This is a genomic window from Halanaerobium sp. ST460_2HS_T2 (genome assembly GCF_003337665.1).
GTDB classification, from domain to species: Bacteria; Bacillota; Halanaerobiia; order Halanaerobiales; family Halanaerobiaceae; genus Halanaerobium; species Halanaerobium kushneri.
In genome coordinates, this window is record NZ_QPJF01000030.1 from 1 (window position 1) to 24,559 (window position 24,559).

Here is a 24,559-nt window from a genome sequence, read left to right on the forward strand (position 1 = left end):
ACAAAAAACGACGATCACAAAAGATATTAAGACTCTCTTTACCATTATGACGGTAAGGATAGTTTTTGCTATTTTAAAAAATGGGGAAACTCATTTAAATTAAGTATAAATTTAAAGGAATGATTTCAATGTCCAATTTTGTCCATCTACATAACCACACAGCTTTCAGTCTGTTGGATGGAGCTATCAGAATTGATTCTCTGATTAAGAAAACAAAGGAATATGGAATGAAGGCTGCAGCTATTACTGACCACGGTGTGCTTTACGGGATGATTGAGTTTTACAGAAAGGCAAAAAAAGAAGGTATTAAACCAATTATCGGAGCAGAACTTTATCTTGCTCCAGGCAGCCGCTTCGAAAAAAACCGTAAGCGCTATCATCTGGTACTTCTGGCTCAGAATAAAGAGGGTTATCACAACTTGATTCAGCTGGTTTCTAAAGCCTGGCTGGAAGGTTTTTATTATAAACCCCGGGTTGACAAGGAACTGCTGGCAGAATACAGTCGGGGTTTAATCTGTTTATCGGCTTGTCTGCAGGGAGAGATACCACAGCTTATAATTAATGGAAATTATGATCTGGCTAAAAAGGCAGCTTCTGATTATCAGGCGATTTTTGGCAGAGATAACTTCTTTTTGGAACTTCAGGATCATAATTTACAGAAAGAAAAAGAGGCAGCTCAGGGATTACTCAGATTAAGTAGAGAAGAAAAAATTCCGGCAGTTGTAACAAATGACAGTCATTACTTAAATAAGAAAGATGCAGAACTTCAGGATATTCTGCTGGCTCTACAGACCGGTACTACAGTTGATGATGAAAATAGAATGACCTTCAGCGGGGAGGAATTTTATTATAAGTCACCATCTGAGATGCAGGCGCTTTTTCCAGAGCTGGAATCTGCCTATCAAAATACCGGAAAAATTGCAGATAGAGTTAAACTTGACTTAGATTTTAATCATTTTTATCTACCTGAATATCCAGATTTAGGAAAAGCAAAATCTCCGGAGGAGCTTTTGAAGAAATTATGTTTTAAGGGTTTAAAAGTAAAGGAAATGGATTCAGATCAGCAGGCATTAGATAGACTAAAATATGAGCTTAAAATTATCTTTGAGATGGGCTATGCAGCTTACTTTTTAATTGTTTACGATTTTGTAAAATATGCAGAAGATAATGGTATTATGGTTGGTCCCGGTCGTGGTTCTGCTGCCGGTAGTTTGGTAGCCTATCTATTAAATATTACCAAAGTTAATCCCTTAAAATATGGTCTGATCTTTGAACGTTTTTTAAATCCAGAGCGGGTAACCATGCCTGATATCGATATTGACTTTGATGAGAATCGGGACCAGATTATTGAGTATGTAAGAAAAAGATATGGTACCGAAAGAGTAGCACAGATTGGGACTTTTGGAACTATGGCAGCCAGGGCAGCAGTCAGAGATGTGGGCCGGGTGCTGGCCATCCCTTATAGTAAGGTTGATCGAGTTGCTAAATTGATTTCTTCTCGCCGGGGAATAGAACAGTCTCTAAAAGACCAGAATAAATTAGCGGAACTCTATCAAAATGATCGAGAAATTAAAGAGCTACTTGATTATGCCAGAGGAGTTGAGGGGCTGCCGCGCCATATTTCTACTCATGCAGCTGGAGTAATTATTGGAGCTGAGCCGCTGGCTGAGATAGTACCCCTGCAGCAGCAGGATGAGAGTGTTATTACTCAGCTGCCAATGGGTGATCTGGAAGCACTTGGACTTTTGAAAATGGATTTTTTAGGTTTAAGAAACTTAACTGTGATTAAAAATACCTTAAGATTAATAGAAAAACGCCGCGATAAAAAAATTGATATTGATAATATACCGCTTGCTGATCCAGAAGTATATGAATTTTTGTCTACCGGAAAAACCGCCGGTGTTTTTCAGATGGAATCATATTTATTTCAGTCTTTGAACAGAAAAATGAAACCGGAGAAGTTTAATGATTTAATTGCAATGTTGGCTTTGGGGCGCCCGGGCCCTCTGGGAAGTAATATAGTTGATGATTTTATTGCCATTAGACACGGTGAAAAAAAGGCTGAATATTTACATCCCAAATTGAAACCGATTTTAGAAGAAACATTTGGCATGATTTTATACCAGGAGCAGGTAATGGAAATTGCTAGCAGCCTTGCTGGTTACAGCATGGGTGAGGCTGATCTTTTGCGTCGGGGAATGGGGAAAAAGAAATTGGAACTGGTAGCTGCCGAAAGAGAAAAATTTGTTAAAGGAGCAGTAGAGCGGGGGGTTGAAGAAAATACCGCCCAGGAAATTTTTGATCAGATGGAGTATTTTGCTGGCTATGGTTTCAATAAGTCACATTCCACTGCCTATGCTTTTCTGGCTTATCAGACTGCTTATTTAAAGTATCATTACTCGGAAGAGTTTATGGCTGCTCTTTTTTCTTCGGTTATGGGGAATCAGGATAAGATTGCAGACTATATAAAAGCTTCTCGAGAAATTGGTCTAAAAATATTAGCTCCTGATATTAATCGAAGCTATCATGATTTTACAGCTGAAGATGAGGATAAAATTCGCTATGGTTTAAAAGCTATCAAAAATGTTGGTTCTGCTGCGATTCAGGCTTTGGTTAAAGCCCGAAAAGAAAGGGAATTTACTTCTTTAATTGATTTTTTGAAAAGGGTGGATATTTCTGCAATTAATGTTCAGACTCTGGAGGCTTTTATTAAGGCAGGGGTTTTTGATCAGATTGCTGTCAGTAGAGCTTCACTGCTTTTAAATTACGAAGATTTATATAATAAATATAATAATTTAGCAAAACATCGAGCACAGGGTCAGCAGTCTTTTGCAGAATTATTTGAAGATCAGAATGATTTTATGGAAGAAGATTTAAATTATACCGAAGTAGAAGAGTTAAAAACAGAAATCATTTTGGAACAGGAGAAAGAATTTTTGGGAATCTATCTTTCTGCTCATCCTCTGGATCAGTATCAGGAGAAGCTAAAACATTTAAAAACATATTCTGTTAATCAGGTTCTTAAAGCTTCTGAAGGGCAGAAAATTTTAACAGCAGCTTATTTGACAAACTATAAAGAGCATATAACAAAACGTAATAATAAAATGGCCTTTTTAACAGTTAGTGATCAGGATGAAAAAATTGAAGTCATAGTTTTTTCTGATTTGTTTAGAAAAATAAGATTTGATCTAAGAGAAAATAGAGGACTTTTAATTTATGGAGAAAAAAATGATGATCAGTTAATTGCTAAAAAAATTATTTCTTTAAAGCAAAAATTGTTATTGATGGATATTTCTCAGCTTTCTCAAAACAGAATTTCTAAATTGAAAAGGTATTTAATAAAAAAAGAAGGTAATATTCCGGTTCTATTGAAAAGAAATAATAAGCTGATAATTACTGCTGATAAGTATAATATCGACAGTAGTCAGCAGACTCAAACAGAACTGGCAAGAGCTATGCAAAAATCAGAGTATAAATTTATTTAAAGATGGAAATGCTTCCAGTTTATTTGACTCTGAGTCGAATAAAATTTAAAATTAGGATAAACTTTGTGTTAAAAATGTCAAAATTTCTTGACAATGCTTTTTTGCTTATTATATTATTAAGTGGATAAAGGGGGAAAAACCATGGATGTTAATGCTGATTATATTTTAATTAAAGCTCTGGAAGATGGAGTTACAATTATTGGTTTAACCAGAGGCAAAGATACTAAATTTAATCATACAGAAAAATTGGATAAGGGAGAAATCCTGGCTGCTCAATTTACCGAAAATGTTTCTGCAATGAAAATTAGAGGTAAAGCTGAAATTATGAGCAAACACGGCAGTTTAAATTCTGAGGGAAAATAAAGGCTTTGTTTTCTGATGCATTAAGGATCAGAGATTGAAAGGAGCTTATAAATGTGGCAGGTAGTATATATAGCTTCCTCAAAAGAGGAAGCTGATAATATTTTAAAAATTATGGAAAAAGAGGGCTTTATGGTTCAGGTTGATGATGCCGGCTCCGGCAGCTACCAAATTAAGGTCCCGGCAATTGAAGCTGAAGAAGCCTATTCCTGTTTACATAAAAACTTTTAATTGGAGGAATATAAATGAAAAAAGTAGCAGTACTTACAAGTGGAGGAGATGCTCCAGGTATGAATCCAGCCATCAGATCAGTAGTAAGAACAGCAATTTATTATAATCTGGAGGTAGTTGGAGTTAGGCATGGATATAAGGGATTAATTGAAAAAGATTTTTTTCCAATGGATAGAGGTTCAGTTGCAGATATTGTTCAGCGTGGGGGCACAATTTTGCTGTCAGCACGTTGTGATGAATTTAAAACAGAAGAAGGTAGAAAAAAAGCCTATGCCAATATGAGGGAAGAAGGTATTGATGCAATAGTTGTTATTGGTGGTGATGGTTCTTTGCGCGGTGTCCAGAAAATTAATGCTGAAAGTGATATTAAAGCAGTAGGTATTCCCGGCACAATTGATAATGACTTATCCTGCACTGATTATACAATTGGTGTTGATACAGCTATGAATACAATTCTGGATGCAATTAATAAAATTCGTGATACAGCCACCTCACATGAAAGAACTTTTGTAATCGAATGTATGGGGCGGGATTCTGGTTATCTTTCTTTAATGACAGGTCTTGCCGGTGGTGCAGAATATATTCTGGTTCCGGAAATTGATTTTACACCACAGGAAGTTTGTGATAAAATTACACAAGGTTTTAAAAGAGGTAAGTTACACAGTCTAATTTTAATTGCCGAAGGAGTAAAGGCTCCATTTGCTGATTTAGAAGAATATCATGGCAGTCCCGGGATGGCAATGGGAGATTTAATTAGAGAAAAAACTGGTATGGAAACCAGGGTAACTATTTTAGGTCACCTGCAGCGTGGTGGTAGTCCAACTGCAACTGATAGGATCGTTGCCAGTCGAATGGGAGCTAAGGCCATTGATCTTTTATTAGAAGGTAAAAGAGATAAGATGGTTAACTACAAAGATAATTCAATCGGTTACTGCAAGATTGAAGATGCAATTAAAAAGACTGAAACAATAAATATGGATATTTATAATTTAGCAAATATTTTATCAATGTAAGTTAATAATTGGGAGGTTAATATGCGAAAAACGAAGATAGTATGTACTTTAGGTCCAGCAACAAATGACAAAGAAATAATTAAAAAAGTAGTGGAATCCGGGATGAATGTAGCCAGGATGAATTTTTCTCATGGAGATCATGATGAACACAAACAAAGAATTGAGATGGTAAAAGCTGCAGAGAAAGAGACTGGTCAAACAGTAGGTTTGATGCTTGATACCAAGGGTCCTGAAATCAGAACTGGAGAAATGCAGGGTGATAAGATCCAGCTAGAAGCTGATACTGAGCTTATAATTTCCAGAGAAGATGTTGAAGGTACAACTGATAAAATTTCTGTATCCTATAAAGATTTAGCAGAGGATATGGAAGTTGGAAATAGAATTTTAATTGATGATGGTTTAATCGAACTGGAAGTTACAGCCATTGAAGGTGGAGATGTAGTAACTCGAGTTGTTAATGGAGGAGAACTTGGTTCACGTAAAGGTGTTAATCTACCTGGTGTTAAAGTAAGTTTACCTGCATTAACAGAAAAGGATATTTCTGATATCCGTTTTGGTGTCAGTCAGGGGATTCACTTTATTGCGGCCTCTTTTGTTCGTAAAGCAAGTGATGTAATTGAAATCCGCAAGATTTTAGAAGAAAGCGGAGATGAAGATATTTTTATTATTGCTAAAATTGAAAATCAGGAAGGTGTAGAAAACCTTGATGATATTTTAGAAGTAGCAGATGGAATCATGGTAGCTCGTGGTGACCTTGGTGTAGAAATCCCTGCAGAAAAGGTACCAATTGTGCAGAAGATGATGATCAGAAAGTGTAATGAAGCTTCCAAACCAGTTATTACAGCAACTCAAATGCTGGATTCTATGATCAGAAACCCACGCCCAACAAGAGCAGAGGCTTCTGATGTTGCCAATGCTATTTTTGACGGTACAGATGCCACTATGTTATCAGGAGAATCAGCAGCCGGTAAATATCCAGTAGAGTCAGTTAAAACTATGGCTCAGATTGCAAGAGAGGTAGAAGGTTCAGAAAGTTATAAAGAAAAATTTGCCGGTAAATATGAGTTTGCAGCTGAATCAGTTACTGCTGCTATTTCACTGGCCACCTGTCAGACTTCCGAAGAACTGGGAGCAGAAGCGATTATTACTTCTACCGGTTCTGGTCTAACAGCAAGAACAGTATCTAAATTTAGACCACAGACTCCTATTATCGCAGTTACTCCAAATAAGAGAGTTCTTCATCAGCTGGCTATGACCTGGGGAGTTTCTCCACTATTAGCTGCTAGAAGTTCTACAACTGATGAAATGATGGAAAATGCTGTCTCAACTGCTTTAGACCATGAATTAATAGAAGAAGGAGACTTAGTTACTATTACAGCCGGTACTCCTGTTGGTATTTCTGGTACAACTAACTTAATTAAGGTAGATGTTGTTGGTAAACCAGTTGCTGATGGACAGGGGGTTGGCAAAGGAATTGTTGTTGGTAAAGCTAAACTTGTAAAAACTGCAGAAGAGGCCATGGATAAGATCGAAGAAGGAGACATAATGATTGCTCCAATGACTGACCGTGACTTTGTACCTGCAATGAAGAAAGCAGCAGCAGTAGTTACCTTTAGTGGAGGTTTAACCTCACATCCAGCAATTGTTGGTCTAAATATTGGTATTCCTGTGGTAGTTAATACAGGAGATATTAGTGATGACTTTAAAGATGGTGAGATAATTACTGTAGATGGTGTTAGAGGCTTAGTTTATAGAGGTCAGGCACATCTTAAGTAAGATAGAAATAAAATTATATAGAATAATTGGAGGGCGGATATTCATTTTCGTCCTCTTATTATTGTTTTGAAATTTTTTAGCTCAGATTTTATGTTTAAAGAAAGTAAATTTAATTAATTTAGTATTTTTTTACCTCAGCACTTTACAACAATAAAGTAATAAAGTATAATAGAGTAAAATAAGTCGAGGGGGAAAAAAATTGAAAAAGAATTTATTTAATATTTTGGTGGTTGTTGTTCTGGCATTACTTCTAGTTGGTGGCAATGTTATGGCTGAGGACTCCTTAGCTGAGATTAAAGAAAAAGGTAAAATGGTAGTTGGACTTGATGACAGTTTTCCACCTATGGGTTTTAGAGATGAGAGTGGAGAAATTGTTGGTTTTGATATAGATCTGGCTAAAGAAGCAGCAAAAAGAATAGGGGTAGATGTTGAATTTAAAGCGGTAGATTGGGATGGCGTCATTCTTAGTCTTAAAAATGGAATGATTGATGTAATCTGGAATGGTTTAACAATTACTCCTGAACGGGAAGAAAGTATTGATTTTTCTCAGCCTTATTTAGAAAACTCTCAGAGTATTGTTGTTCAGGCTGATAGTGAAATTGAAACCAAATCTGATTTAGAAGATAAAATTGTTGGTGTTCAGCTTGGAAGTAGTGCGGTGAGTGCTGTAGAATCTGAGCCAGAAGTACTGGATACTTTTCAGGAACTGCGCAAATTTTCCAATAATACAGAAGCTTTAATGGATCTTCAGACTGGCAGAATTCAGGCCGTTGTTTTAGATGTAATTGTTGGCCGCTATTATATTAGTCAGCGCCCGGGTCAATTTAAAGTTTTAAAAGATGATTTCGGGGGAGAAAAATATGGAGTTGGTGTTAGAGACGGAGCTGATTCTTTTAGAAAAGCTCTTAATAATGCTCTTGATGAAATGATTGCAGATGGAACAGCAGCTGAGATTTCAGAAAAATGGTTTGGCGAGGACATTGTTCTTAAGTAGGAGGCATTTATGTGTTTGATTATATAATTAACGTATCAGGATATATACTGGAAGGTAGTATAGTTACCTTCCAGCTCTATTTTGTAACAGCAATATTTTCTGTGATAGTTGGGATTGCAGGTGCTTTGGGAAAAATCTCTAAAATTCCGCTGTTGGAATCGATTTTATCACTTTATACCTGGGTTTTTAGAGGAACACCTCTATTATTACAGCTCTTTTTTGCCTATTATGGTCTGCCGGTTCTGGGAATAACTTTACAGCCATTTCCGGCTGCTGCATTAACCTTTATTATTAATTATGGAGCTTATTTTACTGAAATATTTAGAGGTGGCATAGAATCGATTGATGAGGGACAGTATGAGGCAGCAAAAGTTCTCGGGATGAATTATAGACAGACGATGAGTAGAATTATTATTCCCCAGACAGTAAAGCGAGTACTGCCCGCAACCAGTAATGAAGCAATTAATCTAGTTAAAGATAGTGCATTAGTAGCTGTAATTGGTCTTGGTGATTTACTCAGGGCTGCAAAAGTTGCAGTAACAAGAGATTTTTCTATAATTCCCTTTATAATTGCTGCGGTTTTTTATTTGGTAATCAGTTCAGTTATTGTAACAGCGTTCCGCAAATTAGAGGAAAAATATTCTGTTTACGAATAGGTGATAAATTTGGAAATGATTAAAGCAAAAAATATTTACAAAAGTTTTGGTGAACTAGAAGTGCTTTCCGGTGTATCTTTTAATGTTAATCAGGGAGAGGCTATTTCGATTATTGGTCCCTCAGGTTCAGGAAAGAGCACTCTTTTGCGCTCACTGATTGGTCTGGAAGAGATAAATTCTGGTGAATTATATATTGAAGGAATTTCGATTAAAGAGTCTGGCAAAAAAGCTTACGAGAAAATGGGGATGGTCTTTCAGGGATTTAATCTTTTTCCTCATAAAACAGTACTCGAAAATTTAATTGAAGCTCCAGTAGTGGTAAAAGGAGAAAAAAAGGCTGAGGCTCAAGCTAAGGCGGAGGAATTATTAAAAAAAGTTGGCCTTTCTGATAAAGTAGACAGTTACCCGGCTCAGCTTTCGGGAGGACAAAAACAGAGAGTGGCAATTGCAAGAGCTCTTGCTATGGAGCCAGATATTATGCTTTTTGATGAGCCAACTTCTTCTCTTGATCCTGAATTGGTGGGAGAGGTTCTGACAGTTATTAGAGATTTAGCTGAAGAAAATATTACAATGTTAATTGTAACTCACGAGATGGGTTTTGCACGCGATGTTTCAGACCGAGTGTTTTTTATGGATCACGGCAAAATTATCAGTGATACTGTTCCAGAAAAAATATTTGTTAATCCTGAATCAGAAAGAATTAAGAGTTTTTTAACTAAAATATTGAGTCAAACTAACAGCTCCCATTAGGGAGCTTTTTTCAATTGATATTTGCTTTTAGGCGGAAGGCCTGTTAAAATGTTTACAGATAATTAATAGTTAAGTAATGTATTATTAAGCTGACTTTTATAAGTTAATAAGCAAATAAGGAAGGGAAGTGTTAAGATGTTAAAAATTAATACAGATATGCATACTCATACAGTAGCAAGTGGCCATGCTTACTCTACAGTTGACGAGATGGCAAAAGGCGCTTTTACAAAGGGAATAAAGCTGATTGCAATTACTGATCATGGGCCTCAACTGCCCGGTGGTCCGCATATTTATCATTTTGGTAATATATCTGTTGTACCAGACAAATTATATGGAGTTAGAATAATTAAAGGGGTGGAAGCTAATATTTTAGATAGGGGTAGACTTGATTTAGAAGCTGAAGATCTGGCCCGACTGGATTTTGTTTCTGCAGGTCTGCATCGTCTAACTGGTCACAAGCTTAAAAATAAAAAAGATTATACAGAAGCCACAATTAAGGCAATGGAAAATCCCTATCTGGATATGATTACTCATCCAGTTCAGAAAGAATATCCACTTGATTTAGAAAAGGTAGCCAGAGCAGCTGCCGAGAATAATGTGATTTTAGAGCTAAATGCAAGTTCTTACAGCCCGAAAAAGGATCATACACGTGGAATAAAAAGTGAATCACTTAAATTAGTTAAACTGGCTCAAAAATATGGATTTAAACTGGCTGTAAACAGTGATGCTCACTTTCATGATGAAATTGGTGAATACTCAAGTTTGAATTTTATCTTTGAAAGTGATATTTTTGATGAAAAGTTAATTATAAATCGCAGTCCTAAAAATATAATAAATTATTTAAAAAATAGAGAAAAACGGCTTGCAAAATTGAAGAAAACAGTTTGAGGAGTGTAGAAATGGAAGAACCTTATTATAAGTATTCGCAGTTTTTGAAAGATAAATATGGGGAAAAAACATATAAATTACCTGTTAATTTGCCTACAACCTGTCCTAATCGCGATGGCAGTTTTGCCAGAGAAGGCTGCTATTTCTGTGGGGAAGAAGGGGCAGACTTTGAAATGCTTCCTGAAGATATGTCAGTCCGAAACCAACTGCTGGAAAACAGAAAATATATTGGAGAACGATATGGTGTTGATCAATTTATTGCTTATTTTCAAAATTATACAAATACCTATCTCCCTTTAGATCGTTTAAAAAAATATACAAAGGAAGCTGCAGAGATCGAAGGAGTAGTAGCAGTTTATTTTTCAACCAGACCTGATGCTATTAATGAAAGATATATTTCTGCTTTAAAAAATTCTCTGTTGGAGGTTTCTTCAGAAATAGAACTGGCTTTTGAATTTGGACTGCAAACTGTGAATTATAGGACTTTAAGAAAAGTTAACAGACAGCATGGTCTGGCGGAATTTATTGATGCAGTCTTAACTGCCAAACGTTTTAAAGTTGAAGTTGGGGCCCATATGATTTTGAATCTTCCAGGTGATGATCGAGAAGATATTATTGAAGGTGCCAGGATTTTATCTGCTCTGGAGGTTAATCATGTTAAATTACACGCATTATTTATTAGAGAAAATTCTGTTTTTGCCACTCAGTATAAAAAAGGAGAACTTGAAATTTGTTCAATGGATGAATATATTGATCGAGTAATTTTATTCTTAGAGAATCTGGCTCCAGATATTGCAGTTCAGCGTTTAATTGGAAGAGCTCCAGGTGAAGAGTCGATTTTCGAAAACTGGGATACTCCCTGGTGGGAAATCCACGATTTGATTATAAAAAGAATGAATGAGCGTAATACCTATCAGGGTAGATCATATAATTATTTAAAAGGGAAGGCACTGGCCAAATTTTAAATCTAATTTAGATAAAAATTACTCTAAAAGACTGAAATTGGTTCTTGATTTATAAAAGAAAAAGTATTATAATTAAAGATAATCATAATAATACAGTTACGAAGTCAACATTTAGAGTATTAGAGGAGTGATTAGATGACTTCAGTAATCAGAAAAGTATTCAATAATTTCAGCAGCGGTATTTCTGATTTTAAAAATCGTTATAAATTACCGGAAGAGTTTCACAGTTCTCAAGAATTAAAAATAATGCATATTAGTGATACTCCGGAATCCATTTATTCTCATATTTATAAAATGTTAAACTACAGTAAACCGGATGTTATTATTCACACCGGTGATCTGGTAGATAATCTAAAACTGGAAGATTCCGGGAAAGATTTGTATCCTCTTTATCAGAAAAAATCAGCTGAGTTTATCAGTAATTTAGAGAAGCTTACAGCAGCCAGGATTATTTATGTACCTGGCAATCATGATGATATCAATATTATAGAAGATAATAAAAATAGAAGTGAGATTATGGCAGAAGGAACAATAATTGAGTTAGATGGAGTTAAAATTGGACTGGCTCATTACCCTAATAACCTGCCCGAAGGTGCAGATATCAATCTGTTTGGCCATAATAAACAAAAAAAATTTGCCGATGAAAATAAATATCTTAACGGAATATTAAATATCAATTATCTGCTTTTGCCTTCAAAAACAGACTATAAGGTAAATTATCCCTGGATAGTTGATCAGGGAAGGCAGTATAAACACTTTAATATGATTTAAATATGTAATTAATCTTAGTCAGATTTGCAAGGATCTGGCTAATTTCTTTTTAACTTAAGTTTTTAGAAAGTTTAAATAATTTTTAGACAGCAGGAGTGATTTTATGAATTTTGTCCGCAGTGGACCCCGCTACTTATTTTTAAAAGTTGAATCACCAGAATTATTTTCAGATACTCTTTCACAAAAAACCGAGGTCAGGAAACTTGACTTTCAGACTGCTATTGAGCTGGCAGCTGAAGAATCTGTAATACTTTTTTTGAGTGATTATCAAAATAAAAGTTTTAGGGTAGGAGATTCTGATTTAATTTTATATTTGACTCTGAATTCTACAGCTCTGCTGACAATGATTTTGAATGAAGAAAAACTGGCTCAGTTAGTAAAAAAAGTTACTGCTGGACCTGGGCAGCTTGTAATGAGGATTCCCGAGTCGGGGGAAGAGGTAATCAAAGAGATCATTGCTAATTATCAGGCTGAAGAAATTTCAATTTTGGCTGGAATTGACAGAGGAAATGCAGACAGTACGATTATTTCCTTTACAGAACAGCCAATAAAGTCAAGATTGAAATCTCTAAATAAAGTTAGAGATAATATTTTAATTAATAAAGAAGCTACTCTTGTTTTCGAAGAGCTGCGGCGGGATGCGGTAAGATATATTACTCGGGGGTTGACTGATCATCAGTGGTCAGAACTTAAAATAAACATCTATGATTCTGATGAGTTATATGAGCTTGAATACAGGCGTTTAATGACTATTTTATCTGATCTTGAGGCAGGAATAATTCTGGGTGAATCCTGGACTAAAGATCATGCTTTTGCTCTTTTTTCAATTACTGCTTATCAGATAAGACTTTTTACTTTTTTATCTCCAATTGAAATAAAAAAAATATTATTCGCTTTTGAGTATAGTAGTCAGGGCGAAAGATTGGTTGATTATGATCTTTTTAACAAAAGTACAAAAATAAACTGGTCAGAGATACTTAATGATGGTCAGCGCCATGATCGCAAAGAACTTGCTTTTAAATTTAGAGAAGAAATTATGCAGGAACTTTCAGAGGAAGCAAAAAAAGAATATCTGGAGATAGAAGCTGAAATATTAGAGAAATCTTAAAAGTTAACTGTAAATAGCTTGAGTTGCGACTTATTTATGTCTTTTTATGTAAGTTTAATAACTGCATTAAGACTTTGTATAAATTATCACATATTTGCGATATATAGTTTTTTGAGTTAAAATATAACTATGATAAGTTTAGAAAGGAGATTTTAATGCAGACAGACAAAATACTGGCTGATGTAGAAACAGCCATTAGAGAATTAATAGATATTACAGAGCCGGAGGCAGGCTCGATTTTTATTCTTGGAGGTAGTACCAGTGAGATTCAGGGTAAGGAAATTGGTTCAGCGACAGATTTAGATTTGGGTGACAAAATTATAAAAAAAATTATTTCCATTTTGGAAGAGTTTGACCTTTTCCTTGCAGTCCAGGGTTGTGAACATATCAATAGATCTCTGGTTATTGAAAAAGAGGCACAAAAACAATATTTATTTAATGAAGTAAATGTAATACCACATAGACAGGCCGGTGGCGCTTTTGCAGCAGCAGCATTTAAAGAATTTTCTCAACCGGTAACAGTAGAAAATATGGAAGCAGATCTGGGAATAGACATTGGAGATGCTTTAATTGGGATGCATCTTAAAAATATTGCAGTACCGGTTAGATTATCAATAAAAGAAATTGGAGAGGCTCATTTGACTGCAGCAAGGACAAGATTAAAACTTGTTGGTGGAGTAAGAGCTAGATATAGAGACTTGTAATTGAGGGGGCTTTAATGTGAAATATCTGCATCATTTGATTGATAAGTTTATACTCTCACTTATAGGTCGCTCTTTGATAATTTTAACTGATAAGGATAATAGAATTAAAAAAGAATTGTCATATCTACCTGAAAATTTTAATACAGCCATAGCAGTTGAGAAAAACGGTCCTTTTATTGTCTTAAAAAAAGAAAAAACTAAGTTAAAATATTATGGCTATCGTTATTCACCTAAAAATATAAATTTAAAACTTTATTTTAAAGATCAAGAATTTGCCTATCAGGTTCTATCTGCCAGAGAAAGCATTCGTCAGGCTTTTTCCGAACATAAACTAATAGTTGAAGGAGATCTGGAATATGCAGTTTCATTAATTTATATTTTAGAATTAGTTGAGGCTTATATTTTGTCAGATCAACTGGCTGAACAGGTTCTTGCTTTTGATTTTAAGAGAAAAATATCAAGGCTGCAGTTAATATTTAAAGCTTTATTTTTATTCAGGGAAAAGGGTGAAATATAAATGAAAACTCCCAATTATTTTGAATTTTTTAGTCCTGTAAAGATTAATTCAGGAGAACAGGCATTATCAACTTTAAATTATGAGCTGGAGCAGCTTCATGTCAGCAATCCTTTGATTTTAACCAACCAAACCTTAGATGAACTCAAAATTTTAGATATTTTACTCTCCTGCATGACTAAGATAGATATCAATCCGCGCCAGATTATAAAAACTGTTCCCAATCAGGCAACATTAGAAACCGTACAAAAGGCTTCTCATCGCTATCGAGAATTAAGCTGTGATGGAATAATTGCTCTTGGAGGAGAAGCAATTATTGATACTGCTAAAGGAGTTAATTTAACTATCTCAGAAAATGTTGATGATTTAACAAAACTAACTGGTATCGAAACAGCACATGGTGATATGCAACCCTTTATTGTCATTCCCACCACCAGTGGAACCGGTTCTGAGGCTGCTCTCAGTGCTGTAATAAGTGATAGTAAAGGTGAGAATAGTCTGGAGTTTATGTCCAGTAAATTAATGCCAGATCTGGCAGTCATTGATCCCCGAATGACTTTTGTCCTGCCGCCTAGATTGACCGCTTCTACAGGTGTAGATGCTCTGGTTCATGCTGTGGAAGCTTATACCGGTCTGCAGACCAATCCTTTAAGTGATGCTTATTCATTTGCAGCTTTAAAATTAATTGGTCAAAATCTTGAGCAGCTGGTCAGTGATGTAAATAATAAAAAACTTCGGCTTGCTATGAATAATGCAGCTTTAATGGCAGGGATAGCTTTTTCTAATTCTCATGCCGGTGTCATTCATGCAATTGGAGACGCCTGCGAAAAAATTTCAGAAGTTTCTCACGGTGATGCGCTGGCAGTTCTTTTACCACACGGTATGTTTTATAATCTCAAATTTGAATACTGTCGAAATTCTTATCAAGATATCTTACTTGCTCTAGCAGGAAGTGAAAAATTTGTAAACACTGCAGCTGAAGATAGAGCTTTAATGGCTGTCGATGCGGTAGTTGGTATTTTAAGTGAACTGAGATTTTTAACTGGGATTCCAGTTAGATTAGAAGAAATAGGAGTAAAAAGATCAGAGTTTAATTTAATAGTTGATAAGGCAATGCACAACAGTGCGCTTTTAAATTCTGCCGGTAACGTAAAGAGAAGTGATATAGTGACAATTTTAGAGGCAGCTTTTTAAAAAAAGGACATTTATACTCCTTGATATAAGTAAATTCTTATATAAATTAATCCATAAATATAAAAGATTATTTTATGGAGATAAATGCCCCAACTATAGATGTTAGTTAGTGGAAAATTTTATCTGGGGGTGTTTATGGTGGGAGAGCCAGATTTTAAATTTTATGGACTGGGTTCTTTTTATTGTGAATATAAAGATAGAAAGATTGATGGTACTGACTGGGTTTCAAAGAGAGCTCTTTATATTTTAATGTATCTCCTTCAGGAAAGACAGCGGCGGGTGAGTGTGGAAGAACTGGTAGATATTTTCTGGCCTGAATCAGAACTTGAAGATGGGAAAAACAAATTATATAATACAATTTATCTGCTTAGAACCTCTTTGAAAAAGGGAGGAGTCCCGAAAGATATTGTAGAGTCTTTAAACGGAGCCTATAATATCAATAACAAATATGAGATATGGACTGACTGGGATTTTTTTGAACAAAACATAAACAAATTATTACTGGGGCAGGATTATTCAATCAAAGAATTACAATCGATTTTTGAAATGTATAAGGGTGATTATTTTAGTTCTTTAAGATATGAGGCCTGGACTGAATTAAACAGAGAAAAACTCAGGGAATATTTTTTAATACTGATTGAAAAATTAACTGAAAAACTTTATAATAATGAAAACTACCGGGATACAGTTAATTATCTTCATAAAGGAATAGAACATGACCCTTATCGTGAAAATTTTTATCTTCTTTATATCAAGGCACTGGTAAAATTGGGGAGAATTGCTGAAGCAATTAACAGTTATAAAAAATGTGAAAGAATATTAAAAGAAGAATTAAATGTTCCTCCAGGACAGGAATTAAAAAGCGAATATCAGAGAATTAAAATGAGTCGGGAAATTAGCGAAAAAATTTATCAAAATTTTAATACTAAACCAGTAATTGAAAGAGGAGCTATGTTCTGTGATCTGGAAGTATTTCAGAATATTTATGAGCTTGAACTTCGACATGTTAAACGCTTAAATAAAGAGTTTGTGTTACTCACTCTTGATTTTTCAGAAATGGAATCTGATATTAATTTTGAAGAATTGATCCATAAAATTGCCCAGACATTGAGGACAGAAGATGTTATCTGCTATTTCAGTCAAAAAGTGTATATTATTTTAAAAGAAATGGATCTTGTAAATAGTGGTCTGGTTATGCATAGATTCAATAAATTATACAAAGAATTAAACTTAGCCAAAAAACCTACTTTAGATATTAAAGAAATAAATTAAATTAATTATTTATTTATTTTAAAAACCATCCTTCGGGGTGGTTTTTTTCTTTTTTAGAGATTTTTTCGATATTTTTTCCATATTTTTATTAAATAACACTGTTATTATAAAAGTAGAGGAGTGGAGGTGGTGCCAAATATGTTATTAAATTCAATAAATTTAAAATCTGTTTTTTGCCTTTTATTAATTTTTATTATTGCACTGCCAGTTTATGCTCAGGAAGCGAATGTTAATTCCTTAAATAATAATTATAAGATTGAGGAATTATATTATGATATTAATACTGAACAAGTTATTTATCAAAATTTTAATTATAATTTTGATTTTAATTATAATAATCATCTTCAGTCCCCCAAAAAGGCTGTAATTGTTCAGATTGGAAATAATAATTTTGCTGAGATAAAACAGGGAAGTAAATATATATCAATTAGTTCAGCAACTGCTTCTATATATCAATACGGAAATAATAATTATGCTGCTGCAGTTCAGCATAATAAAAATAATAGGCTTAAGATTGGACAGTATGGGAATAATAATCTGGTGCAGGTAGAACAGTTTCGAAAAAATAGCAGTGTTTTTATAACTCAATTTGGAGATAATGAAAAATTAAAGTTATATAAATATTGATGAAAACCAGCTTAATATTCTGGTTTAAGATATATTTTGAAATAAATGGAGGAGGTGGTCGGGAAAATTATGGATAACATTGTGCCGCTTCTTTGTAAAAGTCTGAGTAAATTAAGGGAAAAGGAGGTGAGTAAAATGAGGAAAATTTTATTTCTAGCTTTTGTTATGGTAATGGCTCTATCTATTTCTGCAATGGCCTTTGGTGTTGGTGGAGATGTTGCAATGATTGATCAGTTAGGTTCTTTTAACGATGCTTCAATCTCTCAGTATGGTCATTCTTATGGTGGTTGTGGTTGGGATTGTCCACTATGTTCTGATAATATTGCTGTAATTCTCCAGGATGGAGTAGGTAACAAAAACTATGTAACCCAGAGAGGTTCTGATAACCTGACTCACGCTTTATCCCTGGGATTTGCTAACACAGTAATTCAGGATCAAGATGGTCATGACTTAACAGCATTTGCAATTCAGCACGGTGTATTTAACCATGTAACCCAAATGCAGTCCGGCAAAATGAATGTCAGCTTAGTTAGACAGATTGGTGTAGCTAACAGAGCTATGACAGCACAGAGTGGTGGTAACTGTTTCTGTGGTGACACTGCTTTAATCAGTCAGATGGGTTTTGCTAACAATGCTGAAATTTATCAGTATTAAGTTATTTGACTAAAAAGTAATAGAGATAACTCGTTAATCAGATCTGATTATTAATGGTTAAAATAGTTATAATCTATTAATCGATTGATTAAGAGCATCTAATAAAAACAGTCTGGGATAATTCCCTTTATAATTTATTACCAGACTGTTTTTTATAAAGATTATTAAGGAAAAATAGAGATAGTTTTAAGGGGTGAGAAAATGTCAACTAAGAATTTTTTTCGACTTCCACTGGCTATTTTACTGTTGGTTATTTTAATTTCATTTTCTGCTGCTGCCCAAAATAATGATAATCAGGATTTGCAGGAGAACGAAATTGGGCAAGAGTTGGAAGATAGAATTGAATTAATTCAGGCTTCACAAAATTTATCAGCTCAAAAAAATGACAAATCTGCTACAGGAGTAAGTCTTTATCTAACTACCTTTCATGCAGGCGAAAAAGAGCTAAATCTCGGAGGTAAATTTGAAGGAGATTTTTTTAAAAGCGATAGTTATCAGAATTTTAGGCTTGCTTATGTACTGGAAGGTATTTACTTAGAGGATGAAGATATTAATCTGGCCGGATTTTTATCGATTAAAGCAACACTTAATGATAAATTGTTTTCACCATATTTTGGAGTTGGAGCAGAATTCATGGGGAAAGCAGACTATCAGGGATTTGTTGGTTTAAATTTAAACAATAATTTCTTTGTGGAAACCAAATTTATTAATGATAAAGATGAACTTGATCAGGGAGATTTTTATTCTTCTGTCGGTTTTAAATTAAACTTTTAGAAGAAGGTGTATCTAGTATGAAAAAAATACTTTCACTTATTATGCTGATAATTATAATTTCAATAGTTTTGCCTAATGCAGTTCAGGCTGCTAGTGTAACCAGCTGGAAATTTAATATTCTCAATGATCCAGATGCCAGACAGGTTGCTCAAAATATAGCCAGTGCTCAAAATGATATGACTCTGGCCAATGATCCAATTGCTCAATTTATATCAGGAATTAATGGCAGAATTATGAATATGATTCAACAGGATATTGTTAATAAAATGCTGGAAAATAATATTGGAGAGGGAATCAATTATGAGGTAGGAGATGTTCAGATAGATGTTACCGAAGACCCACTTACTGGGGTAGTTACTATTGTGTTAACAAATATTATTACTGGTGAAATTACAGTGATCGAGTATGATACCACTGAGTGGCCTTCCAGCGAAGACTTTTAATAAATAAAATTAGAGAGATAGAGGGGTGAACAGTATGGAAGAAATGATTGCTGTACTTTTGATAGTTTCTTTGTTTGCAGGGGGTTCGACCGGGCTGCTGCCTGAAAAAGAGGTAACTGAAAAACTTGCAGCTGATCCTAATCAAACTATAAATGAAATTAGAGCATCAGCCGATCAGATTATCACTTCTCAGGAAAATGTAACAACAGCAACCCAGTTATTAGCAGCTTTACCGGAGCGAGAAGAAAAGTATCAAATAGCAATTTATGATATTAAAGATAAAACCGGACAGTACAGCGAGATTGGATCAATGGTTGTATCACAGGGTGCAACTGAGATGTTGATTACTGCTTTGGTCAGATCAAGACAGTTTAAAGTTCTTGATCGAGTAAATATATCTAATTTTATGACAGAACAAACACTGGTTGATCAGGATAGAACAACAGGCAATGATGGTCCGGTAACTGGTGAGTTAACAGGTGCTCATTATGTTATTGATGGAGCTATTACTGAGTATCAAATTGATAAGAAAACAGGTGGTCTGGGTCTGATCATTGCAGGTAAGGGAGGACAGCAGGAATATGCTGTAGCTAGCTGTGCAGTTGATTTAAGAGTAACAGATACTACAACTGGAGAAGTTGTCTGGGCTAAAAGTCTCAAAAAAGAAATTATTGGTGAAAGAATTAGCTTTCAGGTGTTCTCTTTTATGGGAAATAATATTGTAGAATTCGAATCTGGTCGTGGTAAACAGGAAGTAATTAATTTGGTAGTCAGAACTCTGCTGGAAGAAGCTGTTTATCAGCTTTCTGTAAGTGAGGTTTTGTAAAAGTATTATAGTGGAAAAAAGATTTAATAAATTTAAATTATCAATAATCAGCTTCAAATTACATGCGGGTTGACTCCCGGGTTTAAAAGCAATTAATATGCCTAGTTAAAGCTTTTCCACTACAAGGCGGGGGCTGAAATTCAGCCCCTGTCAAAAAAAGTTTTTCCAGAGCATTAATTTGCTCTGTTTAACCCTGGCTTAAAAACCAGGGTTTAAATAAGTTTAAAATATTTATCTTAAAAATAATAGATTATTGGTTTTAGATATTTTTTAGAGATTTTTTATAATTTTTTTTTATCTGGAATTGTTATCATACATTTAGAAAATATAATTTAATTCCCTTAAATCAATTAGGGAGGAAGATGAAATTGAAAGTTAATACGCATCAATTAAAAAAAATTATTGATTTATTTTTGCTACTCATTTTATTTCTGTTTTTAACTACGAATTTTACAAAAGCCGCTAATCTTTCTGCTTCTGGATATGAGATCAATTTAAATATTGACTCTCCGCAGCAAGTGTTTTCAACTAATATTGATCTTGGTTTAATTAATAGAGAAGAAGAATTACCTTTAAAAAATATATATTTAGAAAAATTTATATTAAAAAGTGCGGAAGGCAAAGAGATTCCTGCTAATTATATTAAAATAGAGACACCTTATTTTCAGGATACGATGGATCAAAGTTATCGTTATCTTTTAATGAAAAAAGATCAGGTAAAGAGCTGGTTTAAAATTGGATTATTGAGTAAAACTGTTTATCTTGATCCGGGAATATATAAAGGATTTATTAATATTGATGATCTTGACTGGGAAATCATGGTCAAAGTAACAATAGAACCATTTGTTAAACTTAATTTAGATGAAAAAAATATTGAATTTTCTGTAAATAATCCTCGGGAAACTGATTTCTTTATTGCTCCCAAGTTGTATGAACTGAATATAGACTATAATCATACGGATTGGGAGGTTCAGGCCTGCCTGGAAAATGAATTTGAGAGTGATAAAGGAGAGATATTGGCTGCTAAAAATTTATTTTATAGGTTGGAGAATTTAAATCAGAAAACTGATCTATTAAAGCTGAACAAAGATCAGTTTAAAAATTTTCAAACTGAGTATTCACTTATATTAATTAATGGTAAAGAATATCAGGAAGGTTTAAATTCTATCAGGTTTGGAATTGATTTAACTGGAGAAGAATCTTCTGTACAGCCTGCTGGCTTTTATAGTGGAAATATAATTTTTACTTTAAGAATTCTGGATAATAATTTGTAGTGGAGGAGGTAATTTATGAAAAAAATAATTTTAAGCTCAATAATAATTGTTTTATTTATCTTAATTTTATCCGGGAATAGTATGGCTCAGAGTCAGAGAGAAATTTTAAATTTAGCTTTTGATATCAGTCCTTATATTACTTTAGAAGTTGGAGATGACATAAATATTAATCTCGATCAACCCTGGCAGGGTGGAGAAGTAAGAGAGGCTATCTCTAATCTGCATCTTAAAACTAATACTGAAGTAGAATTAAGCTGGGAAAGTACAGCCTTGATAAATAAGGAAACCGGAAAAATCTTGCCTCTAGGAATACCAGTAGAATTTATTGAAAGATTAATAAGAGGAGAAACAGTAAAAGCAACAGATCAGCCTTTTGGTTTAAATACTTTTTTAAGAAAAAAAGAAGCTGAATTGGGATCTGATAATTCTTTCAATCAGGGTGGAGAGCAGGATTCAGTCTTAAAATCTATCTTAAATGATAATAAAAATCTTCAGAGTCAACAGGCTTTTATACTTGATCCAGGAGTTTATAATTTTGATATTGTTATTCAATACTATTGGTCACGTGAGAGTAACTGGAGCCAAATTAGGGCGGGTGAATATCAAGGAGAGATTATATATACTGTATCTGCTGTAGATGGTGTAAATTAATTAAATGTTAAGAAAGCAATTTGCTGATTTTATATTAAAGTTTAGTATAAAGAAAGTCAGAAAGGGGGATTAATATGGGATCATGATATTTATATTTTAGTAATTAAAATTTATGTATTATTAAAATGTAAAGTAATTTAAAGTCCTTTTTGATAGGAAGCTTTAAACCATCATTTTAATTGGTCACCTTGAGAGTGGTGGATAGCTAGGGTAAAACCTTCCAGATAAAAGGACAGGACAACCAAAACAGGAGGAAAGAAAATGAAAAAAATGTTAACTATTGGTTTAACTATGTTGTTAGTCTTGAGTTTAAGTGCAGTTGGAATGGCTTATGAATATGGTAAAGATGGTGATCAGGGAGCAACAGTAGGTGTTGGAGTTACAGTTTTACCATATATGGATGTTTGGTATGATAGTCCAGTGGATTATGATGGTCTATTTGCTGGAGATATTGAAGGAATGCCAGGCATATATATAAGTGATGGAACTGCTACAAATACTAGTGCTCTAAATCTCTGGGGACCTGCAGGTGCAGTTGCTGGTGATATTATAACTGCCTATAATCCTGGAGAATCCACAAAATATGTTGAAATGTTTAAAGTTGAAGCCAACACCCATGTTGAAGTTATGCTAGAAGTTGACTGGACAAATTGGATGAATACTCCTACTTTCTTTAGAGTGTCATCTGATGAAAATGATATTAAAGGTATTGGCGACTGGGCAGATGAATTAGCCAGAGTTAGAAATACACCAACCTATAAGCCTGAAACACCACAGGAGTTTAAAGATATTATTGATAGTCATAATGGAACCGATTTAGATAATAGCTTTGATGTTGACTTTGCAGATTATCTATGTGAAGGTCCATTAGAATTCCATGTAAATGCTGGCTTATGGTTATTAAAAATTGGTCAGGTATTAGCAGATGACTACAGTGCAGATGTTACTGTTACAGTTGCAGCTTTTATGCCTTAAGTAATTAAAATAAAAAAGAGGGAAACTTACTTATGAGTTTCTCTCTTCCTTTTTCAAAATTCAACTTTCAAGTAAGTTCTGACAAAAAAGATAAGAAGGTGTAAATATGATTAGATTGAAAAATATAATATTTTACATTAATCTATTATTTATAATTATTTTAATTTTAACCTTAGAAGCTGCAGCCGTTGGAGTAAGACCAATGATTTTTGAATTTGATCTGGATCCAGGAGAAATAAAGGAATTTGAATTTGTATTAACTCCCGGAGAACAGAGACAAAATGTTGAATTAAATCTATATACTCCTACTCAAAATCTTACAGGCGGTTTAAATTATAATCTGGGAAATCCTGAGATTAATCCGGTTTTAAATTGGATAAGCCTTGAGTCAAAAGAAGTTATTATTCCTGCTAGTCAGGAACAAGTTGTTTCTGGAGTTATTCAGGTTCCTTATAATGCTTCAGGATCACATACCGCCATTATTATGATAGAGCCTTTGGATAATCAAGATAATCAGAATAATTCTTTTTTCAATTTTACAGTTCGATATGCAGTTAGAATTAATATTAATATTGATCGTCCTGGACAGCGACCACGAGCAGAGATAGTTAATATATATTTAGAACAAAACGAGGAAGGAATACCTGAAATATCAGCTTTAATAAAAAATACAGATTCGATAAACTTTATTGCAAGTGCTGAAGCTACTTTGAGAGATAAAAATAATCGACTTATAGAAAAACTAGATATTATAAGTGAAATTGCAGCTAGAAATAATAGTTTAGCTACAAGAATCTATCCGAGTAGTGAAGTTATATTTAAAGGCGAGTTAAATCAGCCTTTATATCCTGGAGATTATAATTTACAGGTACATTTAAGATATGGAGATAATCTTCAGTTAATTGAAAGAAAAGTAATTACTTTAAAAGAAGAATTACGAAGATCTGGACCCAGAAGATATATTTCTTATGAACCAGAAATCATTTCAAAAAACTTAAGAGCGGGTTCTCCTACTACTCAGGTTATTGAAATAAATAATTTATATAATGAAAAAATTAAAGTGAAAATTAATAGAGAAGAGGTAGTGGATAATTTTGATTATTCTATATTCAATACTGGAGAGCTTCAGCTCAGAGGTGGTGAAGAATTAGTTATAAATAATAGGAATTCGGAACGTCTTGTATTTATTTATCGATCAATAAGAGATGCTGTAGCCGGGGGATATTACGGGAAATTAAAATTAGATGTTTATAGTCAAGAAGATAAGTTGCTGGAAACTAGAAATATTAATCTGGAGATGCTGATCGGTGAAGGTTGGAAATATAATGCTGAAGTAGAGAGATTTAATTTTATAAATGATAATGGTGTACAAACATTTAGTCTTAATTTAAAAAATTTAAGTTCAATCCACATTAATCCGGCTGTATTATTAGTTATAAAAAATGATGAGGAACAGATTATAAAAACAATTAATCTTTCTCCATCTGAAGAGTACGATAATAAATTACTTCCAGAAAAAACAGTTAGTATGATGCAGAGAACTACTGGAATTGAACCTGGGAACTATCAAGTTGAAATAATAATTACAGATAATGGTAAAGAAATAAAAAAAACAGCGACTTCAGTAGATATAAATTAGAAAGGAGTAGAGATT

General features: G+C 33.9%; 25 protein-coding genes. All 25 read left to right on the top strand.

Annotated elements, in window-relative coordinates; all coding sequences use genetic code 11:
* The first annotated feature begins 128 nt into the window (after window positions 1-128).
* Complete coding sequence (locus DFR80_RS12790; RefSeq protein ID WP_114490182.1) at window positions 129-3,485, top strand: DNA polymerase III subunit alpha; 3,357 nt, start codon at window positions 129-131, stop codon at window positions 3,483-3,485.
* A 141-nt stretch (window positions 3,486-3,626) separates the two neighbouring features.
* Window positions 3,627-3,848, top strand: a complete 222-nt coding sequence (mtrB, locus tag DFR80_RS12795; protein ID WP_076544838.1) for a trp RNA-binding attenuation protein MtrB — start codon at window positions 3,627-3,629, stop codon at window positions 3,846-3,848.
* A gap of 51 nt (window positions 3,849-3,899) precedes the next feature.
* On the top strand, window positions 3,900-4,076 hold the full coding sequence (locus DFR80_RS15285) for a hypothetical protein (protein ID WP_166637082.1): 177 nt from the start codon (window positions 3,900-3,902) through the stop codon (window positions 4,074-4,076).
* Window positions 4,077-4,090: 14 nt separating this feature from the next.
* Window positions 4,091-5,089 (top strand): 6-phosphofructokinase, encoded by a 999-nt coding sequence (gene pfkA / locus DFR80_RS12800; protein ID WP_076544839.1) that lies wholly within the window; start codon window positions 4,091-4,093, stop codon window positions 5,087-5,089.
* 21 nt (window positions 5,090-5,110) lie between these two features.
* Entirely contained in the window at window positions 5,111-6,865 is a 1,755-nt protein-coding gene (gene pyk / locus DFR80_RS12805; protein ID WP_076544840.1) for a pyruvate kinase, read from the top strand.
* Window positions 6,866-7,064: 199 nt separating this feature from the next.
* Complete coding sequence (locus DFR80_RS12810; RefSeq protein WP_076544841.1) at window positions 7,065-7,859, top strand: amino acid ABC transporter substrate-binding protein; 795 nt, start codon at window positions 7,065-7,067, stop codon at window positions 7,857-7,859.
* Window positions 7,860-7,870: 11 nt separating this feature from the next.
* Window positions 7,871-8,515 (top strand): amino acid ABC transporter permease, encoded by a 645-nt coding sequence (locus DFR80_RS12815; RefSeq protein WP_076544842.1) that lies wholly within the window; start codon window positions 7,871-7,873, stop codon window positions 8,513-8,515.
* Window positions 8,516-8,524: 9 nt separating this feature from the next.
* Complete coding sequence (locus DFR80_RS12820; RefSeq protein WP_076544843.1) at window positions 8,525-9,265, top strand: amino acid ABC transporter ATP-binding protein; 741 nt, start codon at window positions 8,525-8,527, stop codon at window positions 9,263-9,265.
* A gap of 135 nt (window positions 9,266-9,400) precedes the next feature.
* Window positions 9,401-10,153, top strand: coding sequence for a phosphatase (locus DFR80_RS12825; RefSeq protein WP_076544844.1), 753 nt, complete (start codon window positions 9,401-9,403; stop codon window positions 10,151-10,153).
* Window positions 10,154-10,164: 11 nt separating this feature from the next.
* Window positions 10,165-11,118, top strand: a complete 954-nt coding sequence (locus tag DFR80_RS12830; protein WP_114490183.1) for a TIGR01212 family radical SAM protein — start codon at window positions 10,165-10,167, stop codon at window positions 11,116-11,118.
* A 135-nt stretch (window positions 11,119-11,253) separates the two neighbouring features.
* A complete protein-coding gene (locus DFR80_RS12835) occupies window positions 11,254-11,889 on the top strand; it encodes a metallophosphoesterase (protein WP_114490184.1) in 636 nt (211 codons plus the stop codon).
* 103 nt (window positions 11,890-11,992) lie between these two features.
* Window positions 11,993-12,997, top strand: a complete 1,005-nt coding sequence (locus DFR80_RS12840) for a hypothetical protein (protein ID WP_114490185.1) — start codon at window positions 11,993-11,995, stop codon at window positions 12,995-12,997.
* A gap of 155 nt (window positions 12,998-13,152) precedes the next feature.
* A complete protein-coding gene (locus tag DFR80_RS12845; protein WP_076544848.1) occupies window positions 13,153-13,701 on the top strand; it encodes a TIGR01440 family protein in 549 nt (182 codons plus the stop codon).
* Between the two features lie 16 nt (window positions 13,702-13,717).
* On the top strand, window positions 13,718-14,218 hold the full coding sequence (locus tag DFR80_RS12850) for a hypothetical protein (RefSeq protein WP_076544849.1): 501 nt from the start codon (window positions 13,718-13,720) through the stop codon (window positions 14,216-14,218).
* A complete protein-coding gene (locus tag DFR80_RS12855; protein ID WP_114490186.1) occupies window positions 14,219-15,409 on the top strand; it encodes an iron-containing alcohol dehydrogenase in 1,191 nt (396 codons plus the stop codon). It begins immediately after the preceding gene.
* 135 nt (window positions 15,410-15,544) lie between these two features.
* Complete coding sequence (locus tag DFR80_RS12860) at window positions 15,545-16,681, top strand: BTAD domain-containing putative transcriptional regulator (RefSeq protein ID WP_076544851.1); 1,137 nt, start codon at window positions 15,545-15,547, stop codon at window positions 16,679-16,681.
* A gap of 138 nt (window positions 16,682-16,819) precedes the next feature.
* A complete protein-coding gene (locus DFR80_RS12865; RefSeq protein WP_076546096.1) occupies window positions 16,820-17,308 on the top strand; it encodes a hypothetical protein in 489 nt (162 codons plus the stop codon).
* Between the two features lie 135 nt (window positions 17,309-17,443).
* The gene (locus DFR80_RS12870; protein ID WP_114490187.1) at window positions 17,444-17,962 is read left to right on the top strand and encodes a hypothetical protein; all 519 of its coding nucleotides are present in this window, start codon (window positions 17,444-17,446) and stop codon (window positions 17,960-17,962) included.
* 201 nt (window positions 17,963-18,163) lie between these two features.
* Window positions 18,164-18,736, top strand: coding sequence for a hypothetical protein (locus DFR80_RS12875; protein ID WP_076546094.1), 573 nt, complete (start codon window positions 18,164-18,166; stop codon window positions 18,734-18,736).
* A gap of 17 nt (window positions 18,737-18,753) precedes the next feature.
* Window positions 18,754-19,179, top strand: a complete 426-nt coding sequence (locus DFR80_RS12880; protein WP_076546093.1) for a curli assembly protein CsgF — start codon at window positions 18,754-18,756, stop codon at window positions 19,177-19,179.
* Window positions 19,180-19,213: 34 nt separating this feature from the next.
* A complete protein-coding gene (locus DFR80_RS12885; RefSeq protein WP_076546092.1) occupies window positions 19,214-20,005 on the top strand; it encodes a CsgG/HfaB family protein in 792 nt (263 codons plus the stop codon).
* A 368-nt stretch (window positions 20,006-20,373) separates the two neighbouring features.
* Window positions 20,374-21,279 carry a hypothetical protein gene (locus tag DFR80_RS12890; protein WP_076546091.1) on the top strand — a complete coding sequence of 302 codons (906 nt, stop codon included), beginning with the start codon at window positions 20,374-20,376 and terminating at the stop codon, window positions 21,277-21,279.
* A 15-nt stretch (window positions 21,280-21,294) separates the two neighbouring features.
* A complete protein-coding gene (locus tag DFR80_RS12895) occupies window positions 21,295-21,930 on the top strand; it encodes a hypothetical protein (protein WP_114490188.1) in 636 nt (211 codons plus the stop codon).
* A 261-nt stretch (window positions 21,931-22,191) separates the two neighbouring features.
* Window positions 22,192-22,905: a hypothetical protein gene (locus DFR80_RS12900; RefSeq protein WP_114490189.1), complete on the top strand. Its 714-nt coding sequence runs from the start codon at window positions 22,192-22,194 to the stop codon at window positions 22,903-22,905.
* A 106-nt stretch (window positions 22,906-23,011) separates the two neighbouring features.
* Window positions 23,012-24,544, top strand: a complete 1,533-nt coding sequence (locus tag DFR80_RS12905; RefSeq protein WP_114490190.1) for a hypothetical protein — start codon at window positions 23,012-23,014, stop codon at window positions 24,542-24,544.
* The last annotated feature ends 15 nt before the right edge of the window (window positions 24,545-24,559 follow it).

What these genes read in the sequence shown, in the direction of transcription:
- DFR80_RS12860 (WP_076544851.1), top strand. Translation starts at nt 15,545, where the DNA reads ATGGTGGGAGAGCCAGATTTTAAATTTTATGGACTGGGTTCTTTTTAT.
- DFR80_RS12840 (WP_114490185.1), top strand. Translation starts at nt 11,993, where the DNA reads ATGAATTTTGTCCGCAGTGGACCCCGCTACTTATTTTTAAAAGTTGAA.
- DFR80_RS12885 (WP_076546092.1), top strand. Translation starts at nt 19,214, where the DNA reads ATGGAAGAAATGATTGCTGTACTTTTGATAGTTTCTTTGTTTGCAGGG.
- DFR80_RS12790 (WP_114490182.1), top strand. Translation starts at nt 129, where the DNA reads ATGTCCAATTTTGTCCATCTACATAACCACACAGCTTTCAGTCTGTTG.
- DFR80_RS12845 (WP_076544848.1), top strand. Translation starts at nt 13,153, where the DNA reads ATGCAGACAGACAAAATACTGGCTGATGTAGAAACAGCCATTAGAGAA.
- DFR80_RS15285 (WP_166637082.1), top strand. Translation starts at nt 3,900, where the DNA reads ATGTGGCAGGTAGTATATATAGCTTCCTCAAAAGAGGAAGCTGATAAT.
- DFR80_RS12900 (WP_114490189.1), top strand. Translation starts at nt 22,192, where the DNA reads ATGAAAAAAATGTTAACTATTGGTTTAACTATGTTGTTAGTCTTGAGT.
- DFR80_RS12875 (WP_076546094.1), top strand. Translation starts at nt 18,164, where the DNA reads ATGTCAACTAAGAATTTTTTTCGACTTCCACTGGCTATTTTACTGTTG.
- DFR80_RS12865 (WP_076546096.1), top strand. Translation starts at nt 16,820, where the DNA reads ATGTTATTAAATTCAATAAATTTAAAATCTGTTTTTTGCCTTTTATTA.
- pyk (WP_076544840.1), top strand. Translation starts at nt 5,111, where the DNA reads ATGCGAAAAACGAAGATAGTATGTACTTTAGGTCCAGCAACAAATGAC.
- DFR80_RS12855 (WP_114490186.1), top strand. Translation starts at nt 14,219, where the DNA reads ATGAAAACTCCCAATTATTTTGAATTTTTTAGTCCTGTAAAGATTAAT.
- DFR80_RS12905 (WP_114490190.1), top strand. Translation starts at nt 23,012, where the DNA reads ATGATTAGATTGAAAAATATAATATTTTACATTAATCTATTATTTATA.
- mtrB (WP_076544838.1), top strand. Translation starts at nt 3,627, where the DNA reads ATGGATGTTAATGCTGATTATATTTTAATTAAAGCTCTGGAAGATGGA.
- DFR80_RS12825 (WP_076544844.1), top strand. Translation starts at nt 9,401, where the DNA reads ATGTTAAAAATTAATACAGATATGCATACTCATACAGTAGCAAGTGGC.
- pfkA (WP_076544839.1), top strand. Translation starts at nt 4,091, where the DNA reads ATGAAAAAAGTAGCAGTACTTACAAGTGGAGGAGATGCTCCAGGTATG.
- DFR80_RS12895 (WP_114490188.1), top strand. Translation starts at nt 21,295, where the DNA reads ATGAAAAAAATAATTTTAAGCTCAATAATAATTGTTTTATTTATCTTA.
- DFR80_RS12835 (WP_114490184.1), top strand. Translation starts at nt 11,254, where the DNA reads ATGACTTCAGTAATCAGAAAAGTATTCAATAATTTCAGCAGCGGTATT.
- DFR80_RS12880 (WP_076546093.1), top strand. Translation starts at nt 18,754, where the DNA reads ATGAAAAAAATACTTTCACTTATTATGCTGATAATTATAATTTCAATA.
- DFR80_RS12870 (WP_114490187.1), top strand. Translation starts at nt 17,444, where the DNA reads ATGAGGAAAATTTTATTTCTAGCTTTTGTTATGGTAATGGCTCTATCT.
- DFR80_RS12830 (WP_114490183.1), top strand. Translation starts at nt 10,165, where the DNA reads ATGGAAGAACCTTATTATAAGTATTCGCAGTTTTTGAAAGATAAATAT.